The organism is Clostridium tunisiense TJ, assembly GCF_000300195.1.
Lineage (GTDB): Bacteria > Bacillota > Clostridia > Clostridiales > Clostridiaceae > Clostridium_J > Clostridium_J tunisiense.
Window position 1 is genome coordinate 81,659 of sequence record NZ_AMQH01000013.1, and the last position, 13,320, is coordinate 94,978.

Annotated in this window: 11 protein-coding genes and 2 pseudogenes; 2 read left to right on the top strand and 11 right to left on the bottom strand. The window is 29.3% G+C overall.

Annotated elements, in window-relative coordinates:
• Positions 1–88 precede the first annotated feature (88 nt).
• A complete protein-coding gene (locus C661_RS0115025) occupies positions 89–784 on the bottom strand; it encodes an MgtC/SapB family protein (RefSeq protein WP_017416168.1) in 696 nt (231 codons plus the stop codon).
• Between the two features lie 273 nt (positions 785–1,057).
• On the opposite strand from C661_RS0115025, the gene splB reads away from it, so the two are divergent.
• Entirely contained in the window at positions 1,058–2,062 is a 1,005-nt protein-coding gene (splB, locus tag C661_RS0115030) for a spore photoproduct lyase (RefSeq protein ID WP_017416169.1), read from the top strand.
• A gap of 228 nt (positions 2,063–2,290) precedes the next feature.
• Here the strand turns inward: splB and C661_RS0115035 are convergent, their stop codons facing one another.
• The 4 genes from C661_RS0115035 to rpsA all read right to left on the bottom strand — a co-directional run bounded on the left by C661_RS0115035 (position 2,291) and on the right by rpsA (position 4,870).
• Positions 2,291–2,995 carry a hypothetical protein gene (locus tag C661_RS0115035; protein ID WP_017416170.1) on the bottom strand — a complete coding sequence of 235 codons (705 nt, stop codon included), beginning with the start codon at positions 2,993–2,995 and terminating at the stop codon, positions 2,291–2,293.
• Positions 2,996–3,228: 233 nt separating this feature from the next.
• A complete protein-coding gene (locus tag C661_RS24440; RefSeq protein WP_017416172.1) occupies positions 3,229–3,363 on the bottom strand; it encodes a hypothetical protein in 135 nt (44 codons plus the stop codon).
• Between the two features lie 14 nt (positions 3,364–3,377).
• On the bottom strand, positions 3,378–3,548 hold the full coding sequence (locus C661_RS24010) for a hypothetical protein (RefSeq protein ID WP_017416173.1): 171 nt from the start codon (positions 3,546–3,548) through the stop codon (positions 3,378–3,380).
• Between the two features lie 152 nt (positions 3,549–3,700).
• The gene (rpsA, locus tag C661_RS0115055; RefSeq protein ID WP_017416174.1) at positions 3,701–4,870 is read right to left on the bottom strand and encodes a 30S ribosomal protein S1; all 1,170 of its coding nucleotides are present in this window, start codon (positions 4,868–4,870) and stop codon (positions 3,701–3,703) included.
• 563 nt (positions 4,871–5,433) lie between these two features.
• On the opposite strand from rpsA, the gene C661_RS23210 reads away from it, so the two are divergent.
• The gene (locus tag C661_RS23210) at positions 5,434–6,918 is read left to right on the top strand and encodes a sensor histidine kinase (protein ID WP_017416175.1); all 1,485 of its coding nucleotides are present in this window, start codon (positions 5,434–5,436) and stop codon (positions 6,916–6,918) included.
• A 608-nt stretch (positions 6,919–7,526) separates the two neighbouring features.
• Here C661_RS23210 and C661_RS24575 read toward each other — a convergent pair.
• The 6 genes and pseudogenes from C661_RS24575 to C661_RS24445 form a co-directional block, all read right to left on the bottom strand.
• Complete coding sequence (locus C661_RS24575; RefSeq protein ID WP_017416176.1) at positions 7,527–7,637, bottom strand: hypothetical protein; 111 nt, start codon at positions 7,635–7,637, stop codon at positions 7,527–7,529.
• A 199-nt stretch (positions 7,638–7,836) separates the two neighbouring features.
• Positions 7,837–8,409 (bottom strand): annotated as a pseudogene (locus tag C661_RS0115070) (peptide-methionine (S)-S-oxide reductase); the annotation flags it as partial.
• A gap of 528 nt (positions 8,410–8,937) precedes the next feature.
• Positions 8,938–10,017 carry a glycosyltransferase family 2 protein gene (locus tag C661_RS0115080; RefSeq protein WP_017416179.1) on the bottom strand — a complete coding sequence of 360 codons (1,080 nt, stop codon included), beginning with the start codon at positions 10,015–10,017 and terminating at the stop codon, positions 8,938–8,940.
• Between the two features lie 3 nt (positions 10,018–10,020).
• Positions 10,021–11,103 carry a glycosyltransferase gene (locus C661_RS0115085; protein ID WP_017416180.1) on the bottom strand — a complete coding sequence of 361 codons (1,083 nt, stop codon included), beginning with the start codon at positions 11,101–11,103 and terminating at the stop codon, positions 10,021–10,023.
• A 98-nt stretch (positions 11,104–11,201) separates the two neighbouring features.
• Entirely contained in the window at positions 11,202–12,287 is a 1,086-nt protein-coding gene (locus tag C661_RS0115090; RefSeq protein WP_017416181.1) for a tetratricopeptide repeat-containing glycosyltransferase family 2 protein, read from the bottom strand.
• A 127-nt stretch (positions 12,288–12,414) separates the two neighbouring features.
• Positions 12,415–13,320: pseudogene (locus C661_RS24445) on the bottom strand (collagen-like protein); the annotation flags it as partial.

Consider the following 13,320-nt stretch of genomic DNA (forward strand, 5'->3'; position numbering starts at 1 on the left):
AAATATAAAATATCACTTGTATTCTAAATCTTATATTTTTTAATCTTAATACTAAATATTTGAAACTAACTTAACACTCCATCTTAGCTTAAAGTAATTTACAGAAATTGATTTCTTTTATTAAACTAAGGCTACTTATTAAAGAAGAGTTGGTTAATGCAGCTGGCACATTAATAGAGTACTCAAACTCAAAATTTTTATTCTCATTGTTTTTCACAACCATTGATACATCCAGTATATCAATAGATTCTTTTTCGAAAAACTTACATAATTCCTTATTTCCCACAACTCCATTTGAAAATTCTACGTGAAGCTTAAGACTTTTTTTCTTATAAATTAGCTTTCCTTCAAGTTTTTTAAATATTATTAATGTAAAAAATATGATAAGTGCTGAAGCAATAGATAAAAAATAAAAACCAAGTCCTACAGCAAGACCTATGCATGCTACAGTCCAAATTGTTGCAGCAGTAGTTAATCCTTTAACAGAACCCTTAAGGTGGATAATAGTTCCTGCTCCTAGAAAACCTACTCCAGTAATAACTTGAGCTCCCAATCTACCATAATCTATTTTAAAGACTTCTCTTAAGTATGGATCTATTGAAACTTGGCTAATTACCAATTGACCAATAGATATCTGTATCATAGATACTACTGCCGCTCCAACACAAACTAATACATGGGTCCTAAGTCCTGCTGGTCTTTGTTTATATTCCCTTTCATATCCAATGAGGCCCCCAATTAGTACTGATACCAATAATCTAACTATAATTTCTCCATAACTCATAAAACTCACCCTATAAAGTAATAAATAATAATTAGAGTATCTCTCAAACTAGTAAACTCAAACGAACTGTGTCCATAGTGATTTTTAATCATAGTAGTCATTAAATATCCTTTTTATCTTTGAATTTCTATGTTCGGCATATTAGCTAATATATTATATAATAACAATATATGTTTTTTCTCATTTTAAGGTATAAAATTATTTACTCAAATTTTTACAATAATCTTAGTATTTATTTTTTATAAATTGTAAAAATAACTTTGAGGTGATTTTATGTTTGTACCAAAGCGTGTGATTTTTGAACAGGATGCCTTAAAATATGAAAAAGGTAAAGAATTATTAAAACTATTTGAAAATAAAAAAATAGATATTAAATATTCTTCCACTGGAAGAATAACAGGAATTCCTGGAAAAACTCATCAGGATATGTACGGAGAAGGTAAAAATACTCTAGTGATAGGTATCAGAAAAACTCTAAAATTTGAATCTTGTAAGCCATCAGCTCACTTTCAACTTCCTTTGGTTAGTGGCTGTATGGGCATGTGTGAATATTGTTATCTAAATACTCAAATGGGGAAAAAGCCATATACTAAAATTCATGTTAATACAGATGAAATACTCTCAAAAGCTAAAGAGTATATAATAGAAAGAAGTCCTGAAATTACTATTTTTGAAGGGGCTGCCACTTCTGATCCAATTCCTATAGAGCCTTATAGCGGAGCCTTAAAGAGTGCCATTGAGTTCTTTGGGAGAGAAGAAAATGGACTTTTTAGATTCGTAACTAAATTTACAGAGGTGGATACTTTACTCGATTTAAATCATAATGGAAGAACAACTATAAGATTTAGCGTTAATACAGATAAAGTTATAAGCTCCTATGAACATAAAACTCCTAGCTTTGAAGAAAGATTAGCCGCAGCTGTTAAAGTCAAAAATAGTGGCTACCCCTTGGGTTTTATCATTGCTCCAGTGTTTATATATGATGGTTGGGAACGAGATTACCTAAATGTATTGAATGCAATTCATACCTCTATAGGTACCGAAGTTATATTTGAAGTAATATCACATAGATTTACAAAAAGAGCTAAAGAAAATATTATAAGTATTTTTCCTAAAACTAGTCTTCCAATGGAAGAAGAGTTAAGAAAATTTAAATTTGGACAATTTGGATATGGAAAATATATATATAAAGACGAAGAATTAAATTATTATAAGAATTTTTTCAAGGAAAACATCTCAGCTTTATTCGGCGAAAAATCTATTAACTACATAATTTAAGTAACTAGTTTCAAGAGTAACTTATGCATTCATATAAGCTTGTGCCTTTATTCTCTTTAAAAATGAATTTAACAAAATGAAAAAGGCATTCTATTAAAATTTTAGTAGAATGCCTTTTTACATCGAATGTTTATACTCTAAATATTTATACCTTTTAAACTAAAGGTTACTTGTCTAATACTAATTATAAATTAATATTCAATATAAGTTCTTTATTGTTTATTAATATTAAGCGGTAATTTCTGTAGCTTTCAAACTAGCTTTTGCTTTAGATGAGGCTAGAATTGCACCTAAAACAATAGAAAGTAACGCTGCTGTTAAAACCCTATACTCACTGGGTAACAAAAATGTAACTGTATGAGCTGGTATCCAAAATACAGGTATTGTCTTACATACTACAAAATTAATATAACCGTACCAATCAATTTCCTTAACTACATCAGTTAGCCTTACATTTAAAATACTCTTAAATTTCCCTTTGCCTAAATCAATATAAGTGTCTGTAATTCTATGGAAGGCCATAAAAGTAGGTGCAAATATTAAATTCATAAAAGCACTGGTAAAAAATGCTAATAAAATTTTACTGCCTAAAGTTCCTTCTTTGCCTAGAGGTAAAAGCCCTTGTTTCATTACTGCCTCTATTCCACCTGCAAATAATGCAAATACTAGAGCAAAAGCCATGCCAATAATTCCCCAAATTGTAAAGCGATACCCCATACCTATAGGTTTTTCATAGTCACCCTTAACGATTCTCAAAGCTAGTAATTCTCCCATAGTAGCTAAAATTCCAACTTTAAAAAATCCTGTAATATATGGATGGATTTTTGTTGCCGTTAAAAACAACTTATGAGTATATGGATTAGTTAAAATAAAAATAATTAGTAATAGTCCAATGCCCCAAATTAAATCATTTTTTTTGATTTTTCTCTTCAAGAATAATTCCCCCTTTACATATCAGATTATACCAGAATCTATATAAAATTCCACTAATTCTGATAATTTTTATATTCCCTCTTAATTTTAACATGGATCATTATTTTCTTCCTCGTCTGTATTAACTAATAGTACTTAATACAGTATAAATACCTACTCCATATTTTTTATACTTCACCACTTTTTCAGAAAAATAAAACTCTGCAACATTTTATTGCAGAGCTTTGTAAATATTAGACATCATTATTTTTTATTGATTGTCTTTTTGCATTCTTATTTTTTTGATGGTTTTCCTCTGTTATTGGAGTTTGATAATTGCATTTTTCCATGCGTGCTTTTTTATTGTCTGGTTGACTATCTTTTGTCATGTTCTACTCCTCCTTTACCATTTTCCATCATATTTTATTGGATTAGCTTTTTCATGTCCCGCTTTTGCTTTTCCCTGAATTTCTGGCACGGGATGAAATTGATTTTTATCAAAATGTTGTTTCTTATTACTTTCTGTACCATGAGGTTGTTCTGGGTCTGGTCTTCTCATTCCTGCTTTTGCCATGATTATGACCTCCTTAAATTTATTACATTTATAGTTTCTACAGAACCTCACATTTGATACTAAGTAAAAGTTATATAACATGATGTAAATTGGAGTTAGAGTAAATTTTTGAGTTATTTACATATTCATCATAATTCTTCAATATAATTATTTTAGTCAAACTTAAATCCTTTAAGCTTATCACTAAATAAGTCACCAAGAGTTACTTCATTACTTTCATTATATTTTTCAAAGTCCTTATTTCCTTCTATAGCATCTTTTATGCTCAAGGAAATCCTTTTACTATCCTTGTTTATTTCTAATATTTTCACCTTTGCTTTATCGCCTAAGTGTAACTTATCTTCAGGCTTAAGTATATTTTCTTCTGATATTTCATTTAAATGTACAAGCCCTTCAATGCCAGGTATTAACTCAACAAAAGCCCCAAAATTAACTAATTTCTTAACAGTACCTTCAATGATATTTCCAACCTTAAGACTTTCATTTACGCTATTCCAAGGATCCTCTACTGTAGCTTTTAATGATAATCCTAATTTTTTATTCTCCTTATCTAAAGATAAAACATAAACTTCTACTTCTTCACCAATAGAAACCACCTCTTCTGGTTTTAAAACTCTTCTCCAAGATAAATCTCTTAAATGTATTAATCCCTGAAGTCCGCCTAAGTCCACAAAAGCACCAAAACTCATTAATCTTACTACTTTTCCTCTTCTTAGTTCTCCAATCTTCAAAGAATTCCAAAGCTTTTCTTCCTTTACTTTTCTGTTTTCTTCTTCGATAATTCTTCTAGATACTACAACCTTCTTTTTTTCCTTATCTAATTCAATTATCTTAACCTCTAGATTTTGTCCAATAAAATCATTTAAATTTTTCACGAAATTAAGAGATAATTGAGATGCAGGAATAAAAGTTCTAACACCTTTAAAATAACCTATTACTCCACCTTTAACCACTTCACTAACTTTAACATTCAATATAGATGAGGTTTTATATATTTCTTGTAGTTCATCCCAAATCACAATACTATCTGCAATTTTTTTTGAAAGCAATACATGTCCTTCACCATCATTATTCTTTAATACATACACATCTATATCTTCACCTATTATAAATTCTTCATGTATCTTAACATCATTATCAATAGCTATTTCATTTCTTGGAATTAATCCATCATACATATAATTTATATTAACTATTATTCCATCATCATGCTTAGATATTATCTTGCCTTTTAGTATATCACCAGTTTTCACTGGCTTAAATGATTTATCAATATCATCTATAAAATCATTCATTGACAATTCTTTACTTTCACTGTTCATAATAACACTCCTAACATTTTGCATAATTTTACTATATAAATATTATATAGTAAGTATTAGATATTTTCTATAATATATTCCTACAAACCATAATTTAAGCCATTTATAAGAATTTAAATAATTTTTATGTAGAATTAAAATGAAGCAAATAGAAAATAATTTTTGACGTTCTTTTGACGTCAAATGCCCTTGACTATCCAGAGCATTTTAATTGCCTAGTGAATTGTTGGCATAAACAAGATAAGGCAGCTCCCTCATAGAGGGACTGCCTTATCTTATTTTTCTTTAACTTCATCACTAGGTGCTTTAAAAGTAATTGCTTCTAATTTTCTTATAATAATATATCCACATCTTTTCTTTGTACTGAAAAGGTTTTCATATTTGTAAAATAATTTCCTGTAAATATAGAATAATTTTCACTATACATATATAATTGTGTAAGTAGTGCAATAACACAATTCTTTTTTAACAATAATTTCTTAAGCAATCGTTGTATACATATTAATTAAACTTTTATAGCCTAGTCTACAGTTCAAAATTTGTTTTAAATGGGGGATTTTATTATGTATTCATATAAAAGTAATCTACAACTACTACTTGAGAGAGAACGAACAACTAAAATTATATGTTCAGAATTGAATAACTTTGTTAATTTAGAAGATACATTAAAATTAATTATTAAAAGTATTGCCACTTTAACAAATTGCAAAAATGTTGGTATAAGGCTAAATGATAATGGCCAATACCCTTTTTTTGTTTATGAAGGGTTTTCTGACGAGTTTATCCAATCTGAAAATGATTTATTTAAAAAAGATGATACAGGTAACAAAATATATTGTAAAAATAAAAATGGTTACATTTTAGAATGTGTTTGTGGAAATATTCTTGAAGGAAATTTTGATGCTAATTGCGACTTTTTTACATCTAAAGGAAGTTTTTGGACTAGTAATTCTTTACTTGTAGCTAAAAACTCTAAGTTAAAAGAAATCGTACCTAACCGTAGAGGCACATGTTCAAAGCATAAGTTTAAATCTATAGCTATCATTCCAATTAAAGCTAGAGGTAAAATAGTTGGTCTTATACATTTAAGCGATTTGAAAGAAGGTATGTTTTCTATTGATTTAATTGAATATATAGAAACCATAGGAGAGCATATAGGTTTAGCCATTCAAAATAATTTATTGTATTTGCAATTGCAACAACAACTAGATGAACAGAAAAAGTTAACAGAAAGGCTAGAACATTTAAATGCTTGTAAAACAGATTTCTTTTCATCACTATCTCATGAGCTTAGAACTCCATTAAATATTATGTTAGGGGCAATTCAATTAATAAAACTAAACTATGATTTTGAGCATTCAGCTGAAAATAGTGATAAAATCAGTAGTTATTTTACTACTATTCAACAAAATTGTTATAGATTATTGAGATTAATAGGTAATATAATTGATATTTCAAAATCTGAATCTAATTTTATCGAGTCTACTTTTGAAAAACATAATATAGTGAGTGTTGTTGAGGATATAACACTTTCGGTGGTACCTTATGCAGAATATAAAAATTTAAATATTATATTTGACACAGATATAGAAGAGAAATATGTATATTGTGATCCTGATAAAATTGAAAGAATTATTTTAAATCTTATTTCCAATTCACTTAAATTTACTCAGCCAAATGGAACTATATACGTAACAATTACTGAAAGTTCATCAGAAAAAATTTTGATCAAAGTAAAAGATACAGGTATAGGAATACCCAAGGAAATGATTAGTAAAGTTTTTGAAAGATACAAACAACTTGGAAGTAAAAATCATCAAAGTCAAGGCAGTGGTATTGGGCTATCACTTGTAAAGTCAATAGTAACTACTCATAATGGCTCCATATGGGTAGAAAGTGAAGTTGGCAAAGGCACAGAATTTTTTATAGAACTTCCTTGTGATGATAGTATTAATTATACTTCACCTGAAAGGTCAAATGCTAATAGTCTAAATCAAGATTATGTTGAAAAGCTAAAAGTTGAGTTTTCTGACATTTACTCATTCTAACTTATTATTGCACTACAATACAACCTTAGATTTAGTTCGTAATGTACTTTTGATAAACAACATATCAAACTTGTAATTAAACTAGATATACAACGACTTTAGCAGACAAGTTGCTATGCTTATCTTTACTTACCGCATACATTATTTGTGTGCGGTAACACATTGTTCTAAAAGTACTTCGCCCATGCTATTAACTTAATTAATTATTGCAATCTTTTTTTATTTTATAGTCTATTTGTAAATACATTTAATTTCTAATTCACTACAATTTAGATATATAATTTTTTTCAAACTATTTCCAACTTTATTATATATTATGAACCTTAAATTTATGCAATTATCTATTTAAAAGTAAAGACCTTTAGGTTAGCCCTAAAGGTCTCAAATATTGTTTAGCCACAACTACTACAAGTTGAACAGCCGCCTTCTGCTTTTTTCTCTGGTTCTATAGAGAAGCCACCTCTACCATTTTCTTCTCCTGAAAGAATTTCAAGAGTTCCGAATTGCTCTGTAACTTTCTTATCAACTAAAAAAGTTAGGCCATCAATTACTTCTGTATTATCTTCTGCTTTTTGTTCATCCAGAACAAGATTAAATGCTGGACCGCCTCAGCCCATACCTGCGAAATGTAATCTTATAACATCTGCAGTTACTTCATTATCAACTAAAAACTGTTTAAATAGTTTAGCTGCATTTTCACTTATTTTAACAACTGACATAAATAGTACCTCTCTTTACTGTTAATTTGTATTATCTTTACAACACTCATTAGTATGTGAATAAAAACAATCTTTATTATCTTTTCTAAAGTTAAATAAAGGAATAATACAATAATATAATATCACACCCTATGGGAGTGTCAATAGATAGTTAATTATCTATTAAAATTTATAATATATACATTAGAATAACCAAAAATTACCTTCCATATCCTTCCACAATATCTATCAATGCTTTCATTCCCTTATCAGTAAGATTGAATTTCCTAATTTCTTTACTTAACATTTCAATGGTTCCATTCCCTTTACAATATGAATTTACCTTCATGGCTGCAGTAGAATTAATAAAGTCCTTAATATCAGGATATATTTCAATAAAATCTCTTCTAATTGTTTCTACCTTTTGTAAAAAGAACTTTTGATGATAGTTTTCTGCTAAATAGAATCTACTAATAGGTCTTATTTCCGTATTAACTGCTCTCCCTAATTCCATTTCAAACTCTTTTTTACTCACTTCAGCTATTATTCTTTCCTCATGATTTCTATAAAATATTATTGATTTATATTGAGTTTTACCACTTTTGCTTTCAGCAGTATGACTATACCAAAACGTTCTAATTATATCCTCATAGGTTATTCTTTTTTCATCATAGTCAAATTCAAAGGTTTCTGTATAGTCCTTAATATTCCTATAAGTAGGGTTATCTTCTATACCTCCACAGTAACCAACCCTGGTTCTATATATCCCATCCACAATGCCAAACTTGGCCTCAGGTGTCCAAAATCATCCTACTGCTAAAGTAGCTGTTTTTAAATTTTCAGGTATCTTTTTATCAATTTCAGGCTTGTAACTCACTACTATTCCTCCTTTTAACATAGCTAACTAAAGCTTCAACAATAATTCATATTAAAAATAACTTTAGTGTCACTAACTTTAATTAATAGCTTAGAACTTATATGTTTTATCTATAAACAAGTTATTATATATTATAAACTAATTACTAAAATTCTTTCTACTTTTAAAAACTTTTAATTTCACCTTGAACTAAACCATTAATCTGTAAGTTTAAATTATTAATACACTAAGTAAAACGTCGTTTTTACAATAATATTTTGTCTAAATGCTATTCTCATTAAATAGATTTAGCACATAATGACTATTTAGATACCTATTTTTTTCTTATTAACTACAATGTCATAAGGCTTAACACAAAATTATAATAAGTAAGCCACTAACTAAATACAAAGTGCATCCTAGTAAAGGAGGGCTTTATAATAGTTAGTAGCTTATTATTTAACATTATAAATTGCTGCTAATACCTAAACTTTTAAAGAACTCAAAATTATCTAATATGCTTTTATTAAAAGGATTAAATTTATATGCTAGTTCATTGTGCTTAAAGGATTTTTCTATCTGGTTAACCTTGTAATAACATACGCAAAGCTGAAGATGTGGTAACCACGTCCAATATTCATCATAGATAAATCCATAATCGCTTTTTGGCTTTTCAATGTGCGTTATAACTTCATACCAACTTATAGCCTGTAAATATCTTTCCTCTTCTTGATAGCTTAAGGCCATTCTATAAAGAACTTCTGCCCTTGGAGTATCAAATTCAAAGGTTTTGTAACAAACTTCTCTTGATTTACCATATAACTTTCTATATAAATAAATATCTGCAATACATATTAGTGCTTGAATTTTTTCTTCGTACCATCCATCCATATTTATAACTTTATTTAGTACATCAACAGCATCATCATATAAATTATTATAATAGAGTTCTTTTCCATAATAATAGGTGTCTCTAGAATTTAGTATATATCCCTCCTTTATTTTATTCCGGAAGATATTTATATTTCTGTCACTACTACTATGAGTTCTCATATGGGATACACTTATATCACTTTCAAATATCTTTCCTTCAACAGCGATATACTCATGTATAAATCCGATCCATCTAAAACTTTTTTCTCTTTTCACAATTCTATTTCTTCTAAAAGTTAACGTTGGTTTTCCAACTTCATTAAAGGCATAATTATATATCATGGAAACTGCATCGCAAGAAAAATCCAAGTTTTCTTTTAACAGTTTAAGTTTCATTCTATCTTCCTCTTTCAAAATATCATCTGCATCTAACCAGAAAATATAATCGGAAGTTGCCTTACTAAAAGAGTAGTTTCTTGCGGCTGAAAAATCATCTATCCATTTGAAATTATAGATCTTATCAGTGAATTCTTTTGCTATATTTATAGTTCCATCTATAGACCCAGTATCTACTATAATTATTTCATTTACAATGTCGTAAACTGACTGAAGACAGTTTTTTAAAACTTTTTCTTCATTTTTAACAATTAGACATAAGCTAAGGGTAATCATATGCTAACACTTCCTATTTTTTAATTGCTCTCTAAAAAATTCTCTATTATAAAGTATTGATGGATCTTTCGGTAAATATTTTGCTGCCAATTCATTATGCGAATACGCACTTTCAATATCTCCAAGTTGATAATAGCACATTACTAGTTGCTGATGTGGTAGATAGTTTATCCAATTAGTCTGCTGTAAATTTGTGTTACTTATAGATGTATACCTATCCAAAACCATGTTATACCAAAATATAGCTTCACTTATTTTTTTATTACATTGAAAATAATACCCTATTTTATAAAGAGTATCTTCTTTTGGTGTTTCATATAAAAACATTCTAAAACAACAATCTAAAGCCTTCTCATAATTATTTTTATTTTCATAGCATTCACTTAACATCCTTAGTCCATTTGCCCTCTCAAAGTTGTTTTCATAATCTTGCCTTAAAAAATCCTCCAACACCCTTATAGCCTCATCATAATATCTTCCTAAATATAGTTCTGCACCGTAAAAATAAATTTCCCTTGGATTTAAAAAATACTTATCCTTTAGTTTTTTTTGAAAGTTTTCTAAGTTACGTTTATTTTCATGATGATTCTTCCTATGGGTAATATGAATATCTACAAATTCTTGATTCCCCCACAAGTTAAGCCTTTCATGCATGAAACAATCCCAGTAGAACCCTTTAAAATTTTTTATCAATCTCTCCCTTATGGTTGATAAAATACATGTTCCTTCCTGATTAAATGCAATATCATAAATCATGCTTACATAATCAGTATTTTCATCTAATTTGTTTTTCAATTCTTTAAGCTTATTCCTATCTATTTCTAGGAAAACATCATCTGCATCTAACCATAAAATATATTCTTTAGTTGCCAAGCTAAAAGAATAGTTTCTTGCTGCTGAAAAATCATTAATCCATTGAAAATCATATATCTTATCTGTATATTTTCTAACTACTTCTTTTGTTTTATCAGTTGATCCAGTATCAACTATTATTATTTCCTCTACAAGGTCACACACTGAATTTAAACAGTTATTTATATTCATTTCCTCATCTTTTACAATCATACAAAGACTTATAGTAATCATCTTAATCTCCTTGCAAATTCATGTTTCAATAACTAAGAACTAGAAACATTTTAAATATACTAACTTATAAAACTATATCAAACCTCATGTTTTATAGGTTAACTTTTCAAATTATAACCTAAGGAATTAAATAATTTTCTATTCTGAATTACATAGGGGTTATTTGGAATGAATCTAGCAGCTAACTCATTGTGTTTATTAGAACTCTCAATATCACCTATTTCATAGTAGCAACAGCATAATTGTTGATGGGGTAGATAATCTATCCAACCATCATCAACAACCATTAAGTTTCCATCGGTAGATGATTTTAAGCTTAACGTTGTTTTAAACCAAAAGATAGCTTCATTATATCTTTTTAAATGCTGAAAGTAAGATGCAAGCTTATAACATATCTCTGCTCTAGGAATTTCATATTTAAAACTTTTAATACAACTGTCAATAGCTTTATTATATTCACCTTTAACACTATAACAATCTGCTAATCTAGTTAAGGCATTAACCTTATCATAATTATCATCATAATCTCTTGTAAGAAAATCCTCTAAAACTCTTATTGCATCATCATAATACCCACCAGCATATAACTCTCCGCCATAGTAGTAAGTTTCACGAGGATTTAAATAGTAATTTTCTAACATTTTCTTTCTGAAATTTTCAATGTTTCTTTCATTATTGTCATGTTTTCTTGTATGAGTAATATGAATATTATAGTCTTTCCAATTCCCCCAAACATTCAATCTCTCATGCATAAAACAATCCCAATAAAACCCTTTAAAATTCTTAACTAACCTATTTCTTCTAAAGGAATAGGTACATTTACCGGTATCATCAAAGGAATAATCATACATCATCCCCACAAAGTCTACAGATTTATCTAAACTATCTTTTAATTCTAAAAGTTTTAACCTGTCTTCCTCTGATAAAATATCATCTGAATCTAGCCATAAAATATATTCTTTAGTTGCCAAACTGAATGAGTAATTCCTTGCAGCTGAAAAATCATTTATCCACTGAAAATTATAAACTTTATCTGAATACTTTTTTACTATTTCAATAGTGCTATCTGTAGAACCTGTATCCACAATGATTAACTCATCAACAATATCACAAACTGATTTTAGACAGTTATCAATACATTTCTCTTCATTTTTAGTTATCATACACAAGCTAATTGAAATCATACAATATCACCTCATAGTGCAATTAAGGATACCCATTCAAGGGTATCCTATATAAATTGTTATTTAGCTATTAAATTAATTTGTAACTACTTTATTACCTTTTATTTTAACATATATCCTTACTTGGCTAATTTATTCTGTTTGTAGGTCTAAAAAAGTTTATAAAACAATATGGTGCAAAAACTGTACCACAATTACCTTGACCACTATTAGTAAAGGTTGCTATTCCATCTACTGCAGAAATCACTTGAGAACCATTTCTATCAAAATTATAAAATTTTATAGTTAATGGTGTATTATTAGCGTCAGCATATTGTAATCTTACTCTAATTTCATCTAAATATTCACAACCTTGTGGTGGTGGTGAGAACGGAACATTTATTCTGATTCCACCTCTAGGCGGCTCCTCATTTATAGTTACTATATTCCTTGGGAAAATAATTTCAGTTATATTGCATATAGGTATTGCCCTACAGGTATTTGGCACCAATTCAGTGCAATCTGTAATTAAAATTCCCCTATCAATAACGTCTGTACCTCTCAAAGTTACATTTGCTATTCTATTATTACCACTACCACCCCTAACAAATATATCTACTCTGAGAGAAGTTCCCATTGGGGCAGTTGCAAGATAATCTATAACTCCTTGTAAGAAATCTTCTGTTCTTCTGCAACAATAATCGCAACAACTTTGTCCTACTGATCCTGATGGCCCTGTTGGTCCAGTTGGTCCTGTTGGCCCTGTACAGCACGGTCCTGTTGGCCCTGTTGGTCCGATACAGCATGGTCCGGTTGGTCCGGTTGCTCCTGTTTGTCCTGTCATTCCTCTTTCACCTCTTGGTCCGGTTGGCCCTGTTGGCCCTGTGCAGCATGGTCCTGTTGGCCCGGTTGCTCCGGTCTGTCCTGCTATTCCTCTTTCACCTCTTGGTCCGGTTGGTCCTGTTGGTCCAGTGCAGCATGGTCCTGTAGGTCCGGTTGCTCCGGTCTGTCCTGCTATTCCTCTTTCACCTCTTGGTCCAGTTGGCCCTGTTGG

Coding starts and splice junctions, on each gene's coding strand:
- C661_RS24440 (WP_017416172.1), bottom strand. CDS start 3,363: ATGACAAAAGATAGTCAACCAGACAATAAAAAAGCACGCATGGAAAAA.
- C661_RS0115080 (WP_017416179.1), bottom strand. CDS start 10,017: ATGATTACCCTTAGCTTATGTCTAATTGTTAAAAATGAAGAAAAAGTT.
- C661_RS0115085 (WP_017416180.1), bottom strand. CDS start 11,103: ATGATTACTATAAGTCTTTGTATGATTGTAAAAGATGAGGAAATGAAT.
- C661_RS0115025 (WP_017416168.1), bottom strand. CDS start 784: ATGAGTTATGGAGAAATTATAGTTAGATTATTGGTATCAGTACTAATT.
- C661_RS24010 (WP_017416173.1), bottom strand. CDS start 3,548: ATGGCAAAAGCAGGAATGAGAAGACCAGACCCAGAACAACCTCATGGT.
- C661_RS24575 (WP_017416176.1), bottom strand. CDS start 7,637: ATGTCAGTTGTTAAAATAAGTGAAAATGCAGCTAAACTATTTAAACAG.
- C661_RS23210 (WP_017416175.1), top strand. CDS start 5,434: ATGTATTCATATAAAAGTAATCTACAACTACTACTTGAGAGAGAACGA.
- C661_RS0115090 (WP_017416181.1), bottom strand. CDS start 12,287: ATGATTTCAATTAGCTTGTGTATGATAACTAAAAATGAAGAGAAATGT.
- rpsA (WP_017416174.1), bottom strand. CDS start 4,870: ATGAACAGTGAAAGTAAAGAATTGTCAATGAATGATTTTATAGATGAT.
- splB (WP_017416169.1), top strand. CDS start 1,058: ATGTTTGTACCAAAGCGTGTGATTTTTGAACAGGATGCCTTAAAATAT.